This is a genomic window from Nocardioides lijunqiniae (assembly GCF_015024225.1).
Classification (GTDB): Bacteria; Actinomycetota; Actinomycetes; order Propionibacteriales; family Nocardioidaceae; genus Nocardioides; species Nocardioides lijunqiniae.
Genome location: NZ_JACJGM010000041.1, coordinates 1 through 16,446 on the forward strand (window position 1 = coordinate 1; position 16,446 = coordinate 16,446).

A 16,446-nucleotide genomic window follows, 5' to 3' on the forward strand; every position below is an offset into this window, starting at 1 on the left:
GCCGGCCAGCTCGGCGCCGTCGAGCAGCGCGCGGGCCAGCCGGGGATCGACCGCGACGCGGGCGATGGCGCGCCCGCGGTCGGTCACGGCGCCCTCCCCGTCGACGGCGCCGAGGCCGGTCAGCGTCTCCCTCGCGGCGGCGAGCGCTGGGGCAGGCGGCGGGTCGAGCAGCGCCAGCCCGCTGCCCTCGGGGCTCCCCCACACCGCCAGCTCGAGCGCGAACGACGTCAGGTCGGCCGTCGCGACCTCCGGTGCGGGATGGTCCGCGAGGTGCTCGTGCTCGGCAGGCGACCAGCAGCGGTAGGCCGCTCCCGGCGCCTCGCGCCCGGCGCGCCCGGCCCGCTGCGCCGCGCTCGCCCGGCTGACGCGCACGGTGACCAGCCCCGCCAGCCCCCGGCGGTGGTCGGTGCGCGGCTCGCGCGACAGCCCGGCGTCGACCACGCTGCGCACCCCGGGGACGGTCAGCGACGACTCGGCGACCGCCGTGGACACGACGACCCTGCGTCCCGCGCCCGCCGTGAGCGCCGAGTCCTGCTCGCGGTGGGGCAGCCGACCGTGCAGCGGCCGCACCTCGGCGTCGACGTCCGCCAGGCGGCGTACGACGCCGGCGACCTCGGCGACGCCGGGCACGAAGACCAGCACGTCGCCGGTCCGCTCGGTGAGCGCCCGGCGCGTGGTCGCGGCGACGTGGTCGAGGAAGCGGGGGGTGACGCCGCGGTCGTCGAGGCGGAGCACCCCGCTGGGCAGCGGGCTCCAGAGCGTCTCGACCGGGTGCAGGGAGCCGGGCACGTCGACGACCGGCGCGGGCGAGGCGCCGCCGAGGACGGCCGCCGTGCGCTCGGCCTCGACGGTGGCCGACATGGCGACCACGGTCAGGTCGTCGCGCAGGTGCTCGCGCACGTCGACGAGCAGCGCGAGCGCGAGGTCGGAGTCGAGCTGCCTCTCGTGCACCTCGTCGAGCACCACCGCCGCGACCCCCGGCAGCGCCGGGTCCCGCTGGAGCCGGCGCAGCAGGACGCCCGTGGTCACGAACTCCACGCGCGTCGCGTCGCTCGTCTGCCGGTCCCCACGCACGGAGTGGCCCGAGGTCCGGCCGACGGGCTCGCCCAGCAGGTGCGCGAGCCGGCGGGAGGCCGCGCGGGCCGCGATCCGGCGCGGCTGGGTGACGACGACGCGGCCCGGTGCGAGCGAGGCGACGGCCGGCGGCACCAGGGAGGTCTTGCCCGATCCGGGCGGCGCCTGCACGACGGCGACCCCGCTGCGCCGTACCGCGTCGAGCACGTCCGCGAGGCCTGCGGCCACCGGGAGATCGGGCGGCCGCGCCAGCAGCCGGGCGATCGGGTCCTCGGGCACGGTCGCAGCCTGTCACGCCGACAGGTCGACCGCGTCCCCCACCGTCACGAGCCCCGACTCCAGCACCCGGCAGATCGACCCGCCGCGGCGACGCAGCGCGACCTGCGCGTCGGGCCCGATGGTGTCGTCGAGCAGCTTGCACGGCGCCGCGACGCGCACCACCTCGAGGAGCACGTCGCCGATGCGGATCAGGCTGCCGGGGTCGCGCGGGACGACGCCGGAGGACACCGTGATGTTGCGGCGCGTCAGGCCGGGGTCGATCGGGGCGCCGAAGATCCCCTCGGCCTCGGTGAGCGCCTCCTGGCTCTGGATGCTGACCTGGCGGTGCTTGGAGCCCTCGTAGCGGTCCCCGACGATGCCGCGCGCGGCCACGATCTCCACCTGGGGCACCGACCGAGTCGGGAGCCGCCGCCCCTTCGCCACGTGCAGCGCGGCGACGACCGGCCCGGGCTGGTCGGTCGGCGCAGGGCTCACGCCGAGAGGATAAGCCCGCTCGTCGGGACGCCGGTGCCCGCGGTGACCAGCACGTGCGGGGCCTCGACCGGGTTGACCGACGTGCCGCGGATCTGGCGCACGCCCTCGGCGATGCCGTTCATGCCGTGGATGTAGGCCTCGCCAAGCTGACCGCCGTGGGTGTTGAGCGGCAGCCGCCCGCCGACCTCGATCGCGCCGTCGGCGACGAAGCCGGGCGCCTCCCCGCGACCGCAGAAGCCGAGCTCCTCCAGCTGCATCAGGACGTACGGCGTGAAGTGGTCGTAGAGGATCGCCATCGGCATGTCGTCGGGCGTCAGCCCGGACTGGCGCCACAGCTCGCGGCCGACCACGCCCATCTCGGGGATGCCGATGTCGTCGCGGTAGTAGGACGTCATCACGAACTGGTCGGCGCCGCTGCCCTGCGCCGCCGCCGCGATCACGGCCGGCGTCTGGGCCAGGTCACGCGCGCGCTCGGCCGACACCACGACCAGGGCCACGGCGCCGTCGCTCTCCTGGCAGCAGTCGAGCAGGTGCAGCGGGTCGGCGATCATCCGCGAGGCCTGGTGGTCCTCGATCGTGATCGGCTTGCCGAAGAAGAAGGCATCGGGGTTGGTCGCCGCGTGGCGCCGGTCGGCCACCGCGACCGCGCCGAAGTCGCGCGAGGTGGCGCCGTACTCGTGCATGTAGCGGCGCGCCTGCATGGCCACCGTCGCCGCGGGCGTGCCGAGGCCCATCGGGTAGGTCCAGGCGTTGTCGAGCCCGTTGGTGTTGACCTGGGTGGCGGCCGCGAGCGAGAACTGGCCGAAGCGGCTCTCCGAGCGCTCGTTGAAGCCGCGGTAGCAGACCACGACGTCCGCGACGCCGGTCGCGACCGCCATCGCCGCCTGCTGCACGGTCGCGCAGGCCGCGCCACCGCCGTAGTTGATCCGGCTGAAGAAGCGCAGCTCCGGGATGCCGAGCTCGCGGGCGACGGCGATCTCGGAGGAGGTGTCCATCGTGAACGTCGTCAGGCCGTCGACGTCCGCGGGAGTCAGCCCGCAGTCGGCCAGCGCGTGGCGCACCGCCTCGACCGAGAGCTGGAGCTCGGAGCGTCCCGACGCCTTGGAGAACTCGGTCGCGCCGATGCCGGCGATCGCGGCCGCGCCCGACAGGGATCTCGAGACGCTCACTCCGTTCGCTCCTCGATCACCGGGGCCGACACCCGCACGGTGCCGGTGACGTGGTCGCCCAGCGACACCGAGCCGACGACCGCGATGGTCGCGACGCCGTCCTGCACCGACTCCACGGTGCCGCGGAAGGTCAGCGTGTCGTAGGGATGGGCGGGGGCGCCGAGACGGATCGCGATCCCCTTCAGCTCGGCGTCGTGGCCGAGCCAGTCGACGACGTAGCGCTCCACCAGGCCGTTGCTGGTCAGGATGTTGAGGAAGATGTCCTTTGACCCCGCCGCCTGGGCGACGTCGCGGTCGTGGTGGACGTCCTGCCAGTCGCGGGTGGCGATCGCGGTGCTCACGATCGTCGTCGGCGTCATCGGCAGGCTCCACTCGGGCAGCTGCTCGCCGGGTGTCAGGGTCCTCATGCCTTCCTCCACACGGGCAGCGTCAACTGGTCGTCGACGCGGTTGAAGTCGACGCGCAGGCGCATCCCGATCTCGATCTCGGCGTCCCCCGTTTCGTCCGACAGAGCGTCCGTCACCTCGCCGACCATCCGCACGCCCTCGTCCAGGTCGATGAGCGCCAGCACGATCGGCAGCTCCTTGCCCGGGACCGGGGGGTGGCGGTGGACGACGTAGGAGAAGACGGTGCCGGTGCCGGCCGCGACGACGTGGCCGCGGTCGAAGGCGCCGCACTCGGGGCAGGACGGGCCGGGCGGGAAGCGCAGGACCCCGCAGGCGTTGCAGGTCTGGATGCGGAGCTCGCGCTCGGCGGTGCCGTCCCAGAAGAACTGCGAGTCGCGGCCGACCATGGGGCGCACGGTCATGGCGTCTCCTTCGGGACGAACTTCAGGACCCGGAAGAGCATGGTCGCCACGGCCTCGCGGCGCCCGTCGGGGTGGTCGACGTACCAGGTGTTGCGCGAGGTCACGAAGTAGCCCTCGCCCATGGCGGTGCGCTTGGGGCCGACCACCGAGTCGAGTGCGCTGGTGACCCTCAGCTCCTCGCCGACCCGTAGGTAGCGCTCGTAGCTCTGCTCGCAGTTGGTGCCCAGCACGGCGGTGTAGCCGGCCTCGGTCAGGAACTCCGTCATCCGGCTGAGCGGGTCCTCGGGCGGTCGCTTGCGCCCCAGCCCCGGCATCGTCCAGACCTGCGCCATCGACGGCGGGGCCTCACCGGTGCGGAAGCGGTCGTTGTCGTAGCCCATCGCGTCCAGCCAGGCGCCGATCGTCGGCTGGTTGACGGGGTACGGCGCCCGCGACTCCGACGCCTCGCCGAGGGCCTGGATGCGCTCGGCCTCGGCCATGATCTCGTCGTGGGACGCTCCCGTCATCGGGGCACCCGCGGCAGCCCGAGGCCGAACATCGCGATCAGCTCGCGCTGCACCTCCTGCACGCCGCCGCCGAAGGTCAGCACCAGGTTGCGCTTGGCCTGGCCGTCCAGGTAGTCGAGCAGGTGCTTGGTCTCCTCCTCGGCCGGGTCGCCGTAGCGGTGCACGATGCCGGCCAGGTCGGCCGCGAGGTGCTGCACCTGGTCGGCGGCGAAGACCTTGGACGAGGAGGCGTCGCCGACCGAGATCTCCCCGGCCTCCCCGGCGCGGGCGACCTCCCAGTTGAGCAGCTCGTTGACGCGGAACACCGCGGTGACGCGGCCCATGACGTCGCGCACGTCGGGCCGGTCGATGACGCCGGCCTTGGTGGCCCAGTCGACGATCCGGTCGCGCAGGCCCTCGATGCGGCCGGCGGGGCCGAGCATGACGCGCTCGTGGTTGAGCTGGGTGGTGATCAGCTTCCAGCCCTGGTTCTCCTCCCCGACGAGCATGTCCACCGGGACGCGGACGTTGTTGTAGTAGGTCGCGTTGACGTGGTGGGAGCCGTCGGCGGTGATGATCGGCGTGAACGAGTAGCCGGGGTCCTTCGTGTCCACGATGAGGATCGAGATGCCCCGGTGCTTGGGGGCGTCGGTGTCCGTGCGGACCGCCAGCCAGACGTAGTCGGCCTGGTGGCCGCCGGTGGTCCACATCTTCTGCCCGTTGACGATGAAGTGGTCGCCGTCCCGCTTCGCCGTCGTGCGTAGCGACGCCAGGTCGGTGCCGGCGTCGGGCTCGCTGTAGCCGATCGCGAAGTGCACGTCGCCCTTGAGGATCCGCTCGAGGAACAGCTCCTTCTGCCTCTCCGTCCCGTAGCGGATCAGGGTCGGGCCGACCGTCTGCAGCGTCACCGCCGGCAGGTGCACGTCGGCGTGCTGCGCCTCGTTGGCGAAGATCGTCTGCTCGACCTCGCCCAGCCCGTGACCGCCGTACTCCTTGGGCCAGCCGACGCCCATCCAACCGTCGGCACCCATCTGCTTGACCACGCGCTGGTAGGTCGGGCCGTGCCGGTCCTTGCCCATGTCGAGGTGCTGGTCGTGCGAGGCCAGGTTGGTGAAGTAGGCGCGCAGCTCGGCCTTGAGCGCGCGCTGCTCGGCGGTGAGCTCGAGGTTCTTGGTCGTCGGGTCCTCGAGCGGCACGTCGGACGGCAGGGCACCGAGGGTGGCCACGATGTCGGTGACCCACGAGAAGTAGTGGTGCAGGGGGTAGGTCTCGTCGACGCCCATGCCGCCGTGCAGGTGGTGGCAGGTGCGCAGCGCGGGAGGAGCCTCGGCGCAGACCCAGTAGGCCGCCACCGCGAGGTCGTCGGTCACGTCGAGGCCCTCCCGCACCCGCCAGGCAGCGTTGTCGGCGGCGAGGTCGAGGGTGCGGGAGGCGATGTAGACGTCGGCGATCTGCATGGCCACGGCCTGGAACTCCGCCAGGCTCCGCCCGAACTGGGTGCGTCCCTTGATGTAGCCGGCGGTCAGGTCGCGGGCCCCGGCGACCAGCCCGGCGGCCGTGATCGCCAGTCCGGCCACGGCGTGCTCGGTCAGGACCCGCGCGGCGTCGGGGCCGAGCAGCTCGCCGGCGGCGCCGTCCAGGACGACCGTGTGGGTGGCGCGGCGCGCCGACGAGCCGGACTCCAGCAGCGTGACGCCGGGCTCGGACGGGTCGACCAGGGCGACGACGACCTCGTCGCCGTCGAGGGCGGTCACGAGCAGTCGCGCCGCGTCCGCGGCGTAGGTGACGCCGATCTTGCGGCCGGTGACCCGGCCGTCGGCGTACGTCGTGGCGGGGCGGTCCAGGACGCCGACGCCGACCTCGCGCAGGGCGGGCGTGAGGATCACCTCGCCCGTCGCGACACCGGCCAGCAGCGCCTGCTGCGCCTCCGAGCCGGTCGCGGCGATGGTGAGGGTGCCGCAGCAGAGGGTCTCCCACACCGGCAGGTGCACCGCCCGGGCACCGGTCTCGCGCAGGAGCACGCCGACCTCGGCCAGGCCGAGACCCTCGCCGCCGTGGGCCTCCGGCACCGCGAGGCCGAGCATCCCGGCGGCCGCCAGCGCCGCCCAGTCGGCGTCGCGCTCGAGGGCCTGCTCGATGACCGAGCGCACCGCCGCGACGGACTCCTGGTCCGCCGGGGTGAAACCGTCCGCACCCACGTGGTTCTCCTGCCGTGTCGGGATCGCGAGGATCGGGTCGGCGGGCCGCTCTCGGGGCCGCCGCCTCCGCGAAACTGTAACCTGTTCTAGTCTAGGTGGCCACGGTCGACGCGGCAGAGGCTCGACCGCGACGGAGGGACGGGGCAGGGGTGTTCTCACCGCGCGAGGTGCTGCGCAACCGGGTCTACATGCCGTGGGCGCGGATCCCCCCGGGTCGGCTGGTCGAGCTGCCCGGGCGCGGCGGGTCGACGTACGTCACCGACACCCCGGGCCCCACTCCCGAGTCCCCCACGCTGGTGCTGCTGCACGCGCTCGGCTGCACCGGCCTGCTCACGTGGTACCCCTCGATCGGCCCGCTGTCGCGGCGCTTTCGGGTGGTCACCATGGACCAGCGCTGGCACGGCCAGGGCATCCGCAGCGACGAGTTCTCGCTGCGCGACTGCGCGGACGACGTCGCGGCGCTCATCGACGCGCTCGAGCTCGAGGACGTCGTCGTCGGCGGCTACTCGATGGGCTCGATCGTCGCCCAGCGGGTGTGGCGCCAGCACCCCGACCGGATCCAGGGGCTGGTGCTCTGCGCCACCACCGACCGCTTCCGGCTCAACCCCGCCGAGCAAGTCTTCTTCGCCGGCATGGGGGCCTCCATGGTGGGGACCCGGGGCATCTCGCGCTCGCGCACCGCGCTCACCGCGGCGCGGGCCGCTGCCCGCGCCCTGGACATGGCGCCCTCCGACATCCACGAGTGGGCGATCCGGGAGTTCCGCAGCACCAGCCCGTGGGCCGTGGGCCAGGCCCTCGCCGCCCTCGGACGCCACCACTCGCGTCCCTGGCTGAGCCGCATCGACGTGCCCACCGCGGTCGTGGTCGGCACCCGCGACCGCGTCATCCCCCCGCGCCGCCAGATCGGCCTGGCCCGGGCCATCCCCGGCGCCACCGTCCACGAGGTCGACGGCGGCCACGCGATGTGCGTCCTGGAGGCGGAGAGCTTCGTCCCGGTCGTCGTCGAGGCGGCCAACACCGTCGACGCCCGGCGCCGTGACTCCGCGCGGTGCCGGTGAGCCGAGCGCCGACCCCGACCCGGTGGTTGAGGTGCGAGCGCAGCGAGCCTCGAAACCACGTCTCCGGTGGTCGAGCAGCGAGGAGCGTCAGCGACGAGCGTCCGTCGAGACCCCTGCACCTCTGGCTGTCTCCTCGGGGCCGGACTGGGGTGCCGCGCGCGTAGCCGGTCGCGTCTCCGCCTCAAGGAGCTTCGCCCGCTTCGCGGCGGCCTGCGGCCGTCCTTGACCCGGAGCCTCTCGCGACCGGCTTGACGGCGCACGGGGCGACACGGGCTTCGCCCGCGCCGCCCGCGCAATGCGCGGCACCCCTGGTGGGGCTGGTGTGACTGGTGGTGCGTCTACCTGCACTCAGCGTCGGCAGTTGGGCGCTGCGCCGGCCAAGCCAAGCGCGGCGAGGCCGGGGTCAGGCGCGAACTGCCGACGTGGATGACCGATAGGCGGGGCCCGCGCTGTTTGCGGGCGGCGCGGCGAAGCCGCCGCCGCCCGTGCGCCGCCCCAGCAGCCCGGGAGAGGCTCGGAGTCAAGGACGGCCGGAGGCCGCCGCGAAGCGGGCGCCGAAGGCGATCCTTGACGCCGAGACGCGGGCTGCTAGCGCGCGGGCCGACACCAGCCCCGCATCGACGGTGTGGTTTCGAGGCTCGCTGCGCTCGCACCTCAACCACCGTGGGGTCGGCTCGGCGGTCGGCTCACCGGGTCTCGACGGGCGCTCGTCGCTGGCGCTCCTCACTGCTCGACCACCGGCGGTGTGGTTTCGAGGCTCGCTGCGCTCGCACCTCAACCACCGTGGGGTCAGCTCGGCGGTTGACTCACCGGGTCTCGACGGGCGCTCGTCGCTGGCGCTCCTCACTGCTCGACCACCGGTGGGTGGTTTCGAGGCTCGCTGGCGCTCGCACCTCAACCACCGCGGGGTCGGCTCGGCTTACGGCTCACCGGGTCTCGACGGGCGCTCGACCACCGGAGGCGTGGGTTCGGTCGGCGGTCGGCTCGCGGGAGTCCGCTCTGGCAGGTACGACACTGTCACCGAAACGGTCTGGACCGCCCCGCCCCGTTCACTCCGCTGCTGCTGCCGCCCTCGTCGTGCGGCGGGCACGCGCCCGCTTGATCGGGGTGACCTCCTCGGGTGCCCGGACGGCCTCGGTGAGCTTGGCGAGCTCGGTCGGGAAGTGCCGCACCAGCGCCTCGACGTCGGGCATGGATTCCCGGCAGGCGATCACCCCGACGTGGAGCCGGCCGTTGTTGGACAACACCGTGATGTTGACGCCGGCCCCGTGGAAGACCGGACCGAGCGGGTAGAGGCCGAGGATCTCGGCTCCCATGAAGTACAGCGGGACGGGCGGGCCCGGCACGTTGGAGATGACCAGGTTGTGCACCACCGGGTGCCGCTCGGCGAGCCGCAGCCCGGCGTAGGCCCGCACCGCGAGACCGAAGGTCCGCGGCGCCGCGAACTCCGCCCAGTCCTGGAGGGCGTCCGCGCTGATGGCCTGGTGGTGGTCCTTGGCGTGGCGGTTGGTCTCCGCGAGCTCCTCCAGCCGCTCGAGGGGGTCCTCGACGTCGGTGCCGAGCTTGGCGAAGAGGGTCGAGACCTTGTTGGCGCCCCCCTCGCGGCGCGACTCCTCGCGCACGCTGACCGGGACCGAGGCCAGGAGCGAGCTGTCCGGCAGCTCGCCGCGCTCCTCGAGGTAGGACCTCAGCGCACCCCCGGCCAGCGCCAGCACGACGTCGTTGACGGTCGTCCCCGTGGCCGTCTTGACCGCGCGCACCTCCTCCAGGCCCACGTCGACCACGCCGATCGTGCGGTGACCGGTGATGGTGCCGTTGAACGACGTCCGCGGCGCCGTCAGGGGCGCGGCCATCGCCGTGCCGGCCCGGACCCGGCTCAGGGTGCGCGCCACGCCCGTGACCGTCGGCGCCACGATCTTCGCGGCGTGCACGGGCAGCGCGAGGTTGGTGAGCACGGCCCGGCCGAGCAGCTCGCGCGCGCCCGGCTCCCGACCGTGGCGCTCCTCGCTGGACTGCGCGATCGGGGCGGCGTCGGGCTCCAGCGCGCACAGGTGGGAGATCAGGTTGGACCCCGAGACCCCGTCGACGGTGGCGTGGTGCATCTTGGAGAAGACCACGACCTTGTCGCCGTCCTCGTAGCCCTCGATCACCCACATCTCCCACAGCGGGCGGGAGCGGTCCAGCGGCAGCGCCGCGAGGTGCGAGGCCAGCGAGACCAGCTCCTCGTAGCCTCCTGGCGCCGGCAGCGCGAGCCGGTGCACGTGGCGCTCGATGTCGTACTGCCGGTCGCGCACCCAGATCGGGTGGTCGAGGTTCATCGGGACGCGCCGCAGCTTGCGGGTGAACGCCGGGACGTCCCGCACCTGCCGGTCGATGCCGGCCTGCATGGCGGCGAAGGAGTAGCCGCCGGGGATGGTGGCGGGGTCCAGGACGATCAGCCCGCACACGTGCATGAGCTGGGCCGGCGTCTCGAGGTACAGGAAGCTGGCGTCGAGTCCTGACAGGCGGTCCATGGCGGCATCCTAGGTGTCGAAAGTGGAACGTGTTCTAAACGCTGCACTAGCCTGTTGGTTATGGGGTTCCGTCGCCGCCAGGTCGTCACCGCCGCGCTTACCGCCAACGCGATCAGGCCGGTCCCCGGCTTCGAGATGGGCATCCCGGCGTTCTTCGCGGGATGGCTGACCGGCGAGCTCGCCCCGCACGTGCTGGCGCTCACGGCGGCCGACGCGGCCACCCACGCACGCGGCCGTCGGCGCGATCCGGTGGGACTCGCGCTGGCCGGCCTGAGCGCGGCCGGGCTCGCCTTCCTGGTCGGCCAGGCCCGGCGGGTGCGCGAGGTGGCGGAGGACTCGCTGACGGAGGCCCTGGGGGCCGAGTACGTCGAGCAGCTCGACGCCGTGCCTACGCCGGCGGACCTCGCCGTGCCGTGGCGCAGGCTCGCCTACCCGTTCCGGATGCGGTCGGCGCAGGTGCGCGTCGACCGCGACATCGCCTACAACGAGCACGGCCGGCGCGGCCTGCTCGACGTCTACTCCCCCGCGTCCAGCCCGGTCGAGGGCGCGCCGGTGCTGCTGCAGGTGCACGGCGGCGGCTGGAGCATCGGCACCAAGGAGCAGCAGGGCATCCCGCTGATGCAGCACCTGGCCGCCAAGGGCTGGGTGTGCGTCGCGATCAACTACCGACTCGCGCCGCGCGACCCCTTCCCGGCGCAGGTCGTCGACGTCAAGCAGGCCATCTCCTGGATCAAGGAGAACATCGCCTCCTACGGCGGCGACCCCGACTACGTCGCCATCACCGGCGGCTCGGCGGGCGGGCACCTCGCCTCGCTGGCCGCGCTCACCGCCGACGACAAGGGATGGCAGCCCGGCTTCGAGGACGCCGACACCTCGGTGCGGTGCGCGGTGCCGCACTACGGCGTCTACGACCTCGCCGGCTCGACCGGCCTCAGGAGCGCCGAGCGGATGCGTGACGGCTTCCTGGCCAGGCGGGTCCTGCGCACCCGCTGGCAGGACCACCCCGAGCTGTTCGAGGCCGCATCCCCGCTGCTGCGCATCACCCCCGAAGCCCCGGACTTCTTCGTGGTCCACGGCAGCCGCGACACGCTCGTCGGCGTCGACCAGGCGCGGCTCTTCGTGGCCAGGCTCCGCGAGGTGTCACGGCGTTCGGTCGTCTACGCCGAGCTGCCCGGAGCGCAGCACGCCTTCGACGTCTTCCCGTCGATCCGCTCGTCCCACGTCGTGCGCGCCATCGACCGCTACCTGCACTGGCACTGGAGCTCCTACCGACACGATCGCGCGTCGGCCTGACGTTCTGCGCTCGCAGACGCTCCTCACGGTCTACCCTGCACCTACCGGCACCCCCCACCGGGACCCCACCGGCACTGCCGCCCCCTCACCACCGGGCGGCAAGGCTCGGCGTCGTACCGGACCAGACCGGACCAGGAAGGCGCGCCATGGCCAGGCTGCTGGTCGTCGACGACGACGAGGACATCCGCGAGCTGCTGTCCCTCGCCCTGGGCATCGCCGGGCACCAGGTGCTCACCGCCTCCGACGGTCCGGCCGCGCTCGGCGTGCTCGCGGAGGAGCGGGTCGACCTGATGGTGCTCGACGTGTCGATGCCGCAGATGTCGGGTCTCGAGGTCGCGCGCCGGGTCCGTGCCACACCACCCCTGGCCGAGCCCCTGATCCTGATGCTCTCGGCGATGGCCGACCCCGAGGACGTCGCGGCCGGGCTCGCGTCCGGGGCCGACTCCTACGCCACCAAGCCCTTCACCATCCCGGCGCTCACTCAGGCCGTGCAGCGGCTGCTCGAGGGGCGCCCTTCGTGACCCTGACCCCGTGGGCGCCGTCGACCCCGACGGCCCTGGTGGCAGGAAGGGGACTTCCGGGCGTGGCGCTCGGCTACGTCGCCGTGTTCGTCCTCGCGGTGCTCTCGGTGCACTTCGCCCCGCCGGACTCCGACGTCGCCACCTGGTGGCCGGCGGCCGGCGTCGGCTCGGCGATGGTGGTCCTCAGCCCCGCTCGCCACTGGCCGGCGCTGCTCGTCGGCATCCTGGTCGTGACGGGCGTCGCCAACGCCCTCGAGGGTCGCAGCCCGGAGATCGCGGCCCTCTTCGGGCTCGCCAACGCCGCCGAGAGCCTGGTCCTCGCGCTGGTCCTCGGGGCCGGACGGTCGCCACGGTCGCCCCTCGTGCCGATGCGCGCACCCGAGGACCTGCCGCGCGTACTGGTCGCCATCGGGGCCGGCGCCATGACGGCCGGCACACTGGTGGCCTGCACCGTCACGGTGGCGCTGGAGGGCTCCTTCGCCGTGACCTGGACCAATGTCACGGCCGCCCACGGGGCGGCCACCCTGCTGATCCTGCCGCTGGCCCTGATGGTCGGGGACCCTCAGGCGCGGCTGAGCGACGACCCCCGGGTGCTGCAGGTCGTGCAGGTGGTCGCGACCCTGAGCGCGTTCGCGCTGGTCCACCACTCCGGCCAGTCGCTGCCCCTGGCCTTCCTGCCCCTGCCCCTGCTCGTGTGGGGCGCCCAGGTGCTCTCACCACGCGCCCTGGCACTCGAGGCCCTGGCCGCGGGCCTGATCGTCACCGCGCTCGCCACGGGCGGCGGCGGGCCGTTCGGGTCCGACGCCGACGTCTCCGCTCGCCTGCGCGACGCCCTCGTCCAGCTCGACCTCGTGGTGATCGCGCTGGTCTCGCTGCCGTTGGCCCTCAACGTGAGCCAGCGGCGGGCGGCCCTGCGCGAGGCGGTGGCGGTCGGCGAGACCTACCGCCGGAGCATGACCGAGTCCGTCATCGCCACGCTGCTCCTGCGCCCGACCGACGGCGGGCTCCAGGTGCTGGACCTCAACGAGCCCGCGGGCGAGCTGCTCGGCCTCCGCCGAAGCGATCTGCTGGAGCGCGACTGGGTCGAGGTGCTGGGCCCGCACGGCGGCCTGGTGGTCGATGCCGCGCTCGAGATGACCGCGGGTCGGCGCAGTGGTTGGGAGCACGAGCTGTGGCTCGGGACCGAGCCGCCGAGGTGCGTGCGGCTGGCGCTCTCATGGGTGCCCGACACCTCCTCGGGCGACCTCGTGGTGGCCCAGCTCGTGGACCTCACCGCGCAGCGCGTGGCGCAGCGCTCGCTCGAGAAGGAGCTGCGGTTCAGCGCCGCCCTGCTGGATGCGACCACCGGCACCTCGATCATCGCCACCGACCGCGACGGGCTGGCGACGTACGTCAACCGGGGCACCCGGCGGCTGCTGGGCTACGCGCCCTCCGACCTCGTGGGCCGGCGCCACCTGGTGGACCTCTACGACGCCGACGAGCTGCGAGAGCGCGCGGACGAGACCGAGCACGGCGCTCCGGTCGCTGGCGACTGGACGCTGGTGGGCGCCGACGGGCGACGGTTGCGGGTCAACGTCAACGTCACCCCGCTGCGCGACGCCGGTGGAGAGCTCCTCGGCTACCTGCAGGTCAGCGAGGACGTCACGGAGCGCGCGCTGGCGCAGGAGGCGCTGCGCGCGGCGCTGGAGAAGGAGCGCAGGGCCGTCGAGGAGCTCGAGCGGCTGGACCGGTCGAAGTCGGACTTCCTGGCGACGGTGAGCCACGAGCTGCGCACGCCCATGACGAGCATCATGGGGTTCAACGAGATCCTGGCCTCCGAGGTCGTCGGCCCGGTCAACGACCGGCAGCGCGAGGTGCTGCGCCGCGGCAGCCGGGCCGGCCAGCGCCTGCTCGGCCTGATCGAGAACATCCTGACCATGTCGCGGGCCGAGTCGCTCGCCCAGAGTGCCCACCACCAGCCGCTCGACCTGGGTGCGCTCCTGGTGCGGGTCGTCGAGGGCACCGAGCCGCTCGCCGAGGCGGGGCTGTCCGTCGACCTGAGCCTGCCGCCCGGGGACCCCGTCCGGGTGCTGGGTGACGCCGCGCAGCTGGAGCGGGCCCTGGTCAACGTCGTCTCCAACGCCCTGAAGTTCACTCCGGGTGACGGCGAGGTGCGCATCCGGATGGAGACCGACGGTGGTGGCCAGGAGGGCGCGGCCCGGGACGCCGGCTGGGCCGTCGTCACGGTGGAGGACACCGGCATCGGCATCCCGCTGGAGGAGCAGGGGCGGCTCTTCGAGCGCTTCTTCCGGGCCAGCAGCGCGGTCCGCGCGTCGATCCCGGGCACCGGCCTCGGGCTGGCGATCGTGCGGACGATCGTGCAGGCGCACGCGGGCACGGTCACGGTGGTCTCCCAGCCCGGCGACGGCACGACCGTGCGGATCTCGCTGCCGCGCCTCCCCCCGCGCTGAGGGACCGCGTCAGCGCGGCAGCCCGAGGATCCGCTCGCCGACGACGTTGCGCAGGATCTGGGTGGTGCCCCCGGCGATGGACAGGCAGCGGGTGTTGAGCATCTCCCACACCGCGGCCCGCACGTCCTCGTCGTCGGTCAGCACCACCCGCTCGCCGAGCAGCTCGACGACCAGCTCGGCGCTGTCCTGGCGGTTGCGAACGCCGAGGAGCTTGGCGACGCTGGACTCGGCGCCCGGGCCCTGACCCGCCAGCGATCGCAGCGTCGAGCGCACCCCGAGCAGGGAGCAGACGGTCGAGAGCGCGACGGCGTGGCCCACGCGCACGCGCTGGGAGTCGGTCAGGGCGTCGGCGGCCAGCGTCACCGCCCGCTCCACGCTCTTGTCGAGCCGGCTCGTGGCCATGGCGACGCGCTCGTTGGCCAGGGTCGTGCGGGCCAGCCGCCAGCCGTCGCCCGGCTCGGCGACGAGGCAGTCGTCGGGCACGTGGACGTCGTCGAGGAACACCTCGTTGAACAGCGCCTGGCCGGTGATCTCCCGTAGGGGTCGCACCTCGATGCCCTCGCTGCGCATGTCGACCAGGAAGTAGCCGATGCCCCGGTGCTGCGGCACGTCCGGGTCGGTGCGAGCCAGGCAGATGCCCCAGTCGGCGCGCTCGGCGACGGAGGTCCAGACCTTCTGGCCGGTCAGCCGCCAGCCGCCCTCGACCTTCTCGGCCCGGGTGCGCAGCGAGGCCAGGTCGGAGCCCGAGCCAGGCTCGGAGAACAGCTGGCACCACACGAGCTCTCCGAGGAGGGAGGGCCGCACGAAGCGCTCGCGCTGCTCCTCGGTGCCGTGCTCCAGGATCGTCGGCAGCGCCCAACCGGCGATGACGGTGTCGGGCCGGGTCACGCCCGCTCGGGCGAGCTCCTGGTCGATGACGATCTGGGACACCGGGTCGGCGCCGAGGCCGTAGGGCTCGGGCCAGTGCGGGGTTAGGAGGCCGGTCTCCACGAGCGCGGCCCGCTGGTCGTCGGCCGCCGCGACCCGGTCGGCCCGGGCGGCGAGCTCGGCCCGGATCGGCTCGTCGCGCCCGCCGAGGTCGACGCGCACCGTGCGGCGTACGCCGGAGACGGCACGCGCCGTCAGGCGCTCGGCCGCGGCGTCGGCGTCCCCGACCAGCGCGCGCAGGGTGAGGGCGCGGCGGAGGTAGAGGTGGGCGTCGTGCTCGTAGGTGAAGCCGATGCCGCCCAGCACCTGGATGCAGCTCTTGGCGACGGCGACGGCGCCGTCGAGGGCGATGGCCTCGGCGACGTCGGCGGCGAAGGCCCACTGGTCGTCGTCCTCGCCGAAGGCGACGGAGGCGACGTCCCACGCGGCGGCCGTCACCGCCTCGGCAGTCTCGAGCATCTCCGCACAGAGGTGCTTGACCGCCTGGAAGGCGCCGATCGGCTGGCCGAACTGCTCGCGCACCTTGGCGTAGTCGGTCGCGGTCTGCACGCACCAGCGCGCGATGCCCGACGCCTCGGCCGCGCCCAAGGTGACGGCCGTGCGCCGTACGACGTCGGCGGTGAGGCCCGGCACCGGCACGACGCCGTCGGCCGCGAGGTCGGCCCTGACCGAGCCCACGCGCCGGCTGAGATCGATCCCGGTAGCCGATGTCACCTGGGCTGCGGACACGGGCACGACGTGCCAGTGCTCCGCGTCGTCGGGGACCAGCAGGTGGGTGGCGCCCGGCGCGTCCCAGACGACCTCGAGCCGCGGGTTGAGCGCCAGCGCGCAGCGCGCGCCCTGGGCGAGCGCCTCGGCGAGCCCGGCGGTCTCCCCCAGCAGCGCCGCCGCCACGGCGGTCGACAGCAACGGCCCCGGCACCAGCTCGTGGGCGCTCGCCTCGAGCGCCACCGCGACGTCGAGGACGCTGCCACCGCCGCCCCCGGCCGCCTCCGGCACCCCGATCGTGGCGACCCCCATCTCGCCCACGGCGCGCCACACGTCGTCGAACGTCGCCGCCGGGTCGTCGGCGGCGGCACGGACGGCCGCCGGGCCGTCGAGGGACGCGGCCCACTTGCGCAGGCTGGCGGCCAGCTCGACGTGCTCGTCCGCGATCCCGATCGACATGCGGCGCCCTTCCGTGGCGGCAGAAAACTA

General features: G+C 73.8%; 13 protein-coding genes. 4 read left to right on the forward strand and 9 right to left on the reverse strand.

The genetic code is table 11. The annotated features are described in order from the left end of the window. From IRQ30_RS20200 to IRQ30_RS20230, 7 genes are all read right to left on the reverse strand, one after another. A partial coding sequence (locus tag IRQ30_RS20200; RefSeq protein WP_193614701.1) for a helicase-related protein occupies positions 1–1,353 on the reverse strand: 1,353 nt, incomplete at its 3' end. Positions 1,354–1,365: 12 nt separating this feature from the next. After that, positions 1,366–1,827: an MOSC domain-containing protein gene (locus tag IRQ30_RS20205; protein ID WP_193614702.1), complete on the reverse strand. Its 462-nt coding sequence runs from the start codon at positions 1,825–1,827 to the stop codon at positions 1,366–1,368. Beyond that, the gene (locus tag IRQ30_RS20210; RefSeq protein ID WP_193614703.1) at positions 1,824–2,996 is read right to left on the reverse strand and encodes a thiolase C-terminal domain-containing protein; all 1,173 of its coding nucleotides are present in this window, start codon (positions 2,994–2,996) and stop codon (positions 1,824–1,826) included. Before IRQ30_RS20210 ends, IRQ30_RS20205 begins: the two co-directional genes overlap by 4 nt. Beyond that, positions 2,993–3,403 (reverse strand): MaoC family dehydratase, encoded by a 411-nt coding sequence (locus tag IRQ30_RS20215; RefSeq protein WP_193614704.1) that lies wholly within the window; start codon positions 3,401–3,403, stop codon positions 2,993–2,995. The genes IRQ30_RS20210 and IRQ30_RS20215 overlap by 4 nt, the downstream gene beginning before the upstream one ends. Continuing rightward, on the reverse strand, positions 3,400–3,804 hold the full coding sequence (locus tag IRQ30_RS20220) for a Zn-ribbon domain-containing OB-fold protein (RefSeq protein ID WP_193614705.1): 405 nt from the start codon (positions 3,802–3,804) through the stop codon (positions 3,400–3,402). Before IRQ30_RS20220 ends, IRQ30_RS20215 begins: the two co-directional genes overlap by 4 nt. Next, entirely contained in the window at positions 3,801–4,310 is a 510-nt protein-coding gene (locus IRQ30_RS20225; RefSeq protein ID WP_193614706.1) for an FAS1-like dehydratase domain-containing protein, read from the reverse strand. The genes IRQ30_RS20220 and IRQ30_RS20225 overlap by 4 nt, the downstream gene beginning before the upstream one ends. Then, a complete protein-coding gene (locus tag IRQ30_RS20230) occupies positions 4,307–6,487 on the reverse strand; it encodes an acyl-CoA dehydrogenase family protein (RefSeq protein WP_193614707.1) in 2,181 nt (726 codons plus the stop codon). The genes IRQ30_RS20225 and IRQ30_RS20230 overlap by 4 nt, the downstream gene beginning before the upstream one ends. A 149-nt stretch (positions 6,488–6,636) precedes the next feature. Between IRQ30_RS20230 and IRQ30_RS20235 the strand changes: the two genes are divergently transcribed. Further along, a complete protein-coding gene (locus IRQ30_RS20235; protein ID WP_338089803.1) occupies positions 6,637–7,545 on the forward strand; it encodes an alpha/beta fold hydrolase in 909 nt (302 codons plus the stop codon). 1,049 nt (positions 7,546–8,594) lie between these two features. Here the strand turns inward: IRQ30_RS20235 and IRQ30_RS20240 are convergent. Next, a complete protein-coding gene (locus IRQ30_RS20240) occupies positions 8,595–10,058 on the reverse strand; it encodes a WS/DGAT/MGAT family O-acyltransferase (RefSeq protein ID WP_193614708.1) in 1,464 nt (487 codons plus the stop codon). Positions 10,059–10,118: 60 nt separating this feature from the next. Here IRQ30_RS20240 and IRQ30_RS20245 point away from each other — a divergent pair, with 60 nt between their 5' ends. The 3 genes from IRQ30_RS20245 (at position 10,119) to IRQ30_RS20255 (ending at position 14,322) form a co-directional block, all read left to right on the forward strand. Further along, positions 10,119–11,351, forward strand: coding sequence for an alpha/beta hydrolase (locus tag IRQ30_RS20245; RefSeq protein WP_193614709.1), 1,233 nt, complete (start codon positions 10,119–10,121; stop codon positions 11,349–11,351). A 146-nt stretch (positions 11,352–11,497) separates the two neighbouring features. Further along, positions 11,498–11,872 carry a response regulator transcription factor gene (locus IRQ30_RS20250; RefSeq protein WP_193614710.1) on the forward strand — a complete coding sequence of 125 codons (375 nt, stop codon included), beginning with the start codon at positions 11,498–11,500 and terminating at the stop codon, positions 11,870–11,872. Further along, the gene (locus tag IRQ30_RS20255) at positions 11,869–14,322 is read left to right on the forward strand and encodes an ATP-binding protein (protein ID WP_193614711.1); all 2,454 of its coding nucleotides are present in this window, start codon (positions 11,869–11,871) and stop codon (positions 14,320–14,322) included. The genes IRQ30_RS20250 and IRQ30_RS20255 overlap by 4 nt, the downstream gene beginning before the upstream one ends. Before the next feature lie 9 nt (positions 14,323–14,331). Here IRQ30_RS20255 and IRQ30_RS20260 read toward each other — a convergent pair whose 3' ends face one another. Continuing rightward, on the reverse strand, positions 14,332–16,416 hold the full coding sequence (locus IRQ30_RS20260) for an acyl-CoA dehydrogenase family protein (RefSeq protein WP_193614712.1): 2,085 nt from the start codon (positions 16,414–16,416) through the stop codon (positions 14,332–14,334). Between the last annotated feature and the right edge of the window lie 30 nt (positions 16,417–16,446).

Coding starts and splice junctions, on each gene's coding strand:
- IRQ30_RS20245 (WP_193614709.1), top strand. CDS start 10,119: ATGGGGTTCCGTCGCCGCCAGGTCGTCACCGCCGCGCTTACCGCCAAC.
- IRQ30_RS20250 (WP_193614710.1), top strand. CDS start 11,498: ATGGCCAGGCTGCTGGTCGTCGACGACGACGAGGACATCCGCGAGCTG.
- IRQ30_RS20240 (WP_193614708.1), bottom strand. CDS start 10,058: ATGGACCGCCTGTCAGGACTCGACGCCAGCTTCCTGTACCTCGAGACG.
- IRQ30_RS20225 (WP_193614706.1), bottom strand. CDS start 4,310: ATGACGGGAGCGTCCCACGACGAGATCATGGCCGAGGCCGAGCGCATC.
- IRQ30_RS20220 (WP_193614705.1), bottom strand. CDS start 3,804: ATGACCGTGCGCCCCATGGTCGGCCGCGACTCGCAGTTCTTCTGGGAC.
- IRQ30_RS20215 (WP_193614704.1), bottom strand. CDS start 3,403: ATGAGGACCCTGACACCCGGCGAGCAGCTGCCCGAGTGGAGCCTGCCG.
- IRQ30_RS20260 (WP_193614712.1), bottom strand. CDS start 16,416: ATGTCGATCGGGATCGCGGACGAGCACGTCGAGCTGGCCGCCAGCCTG.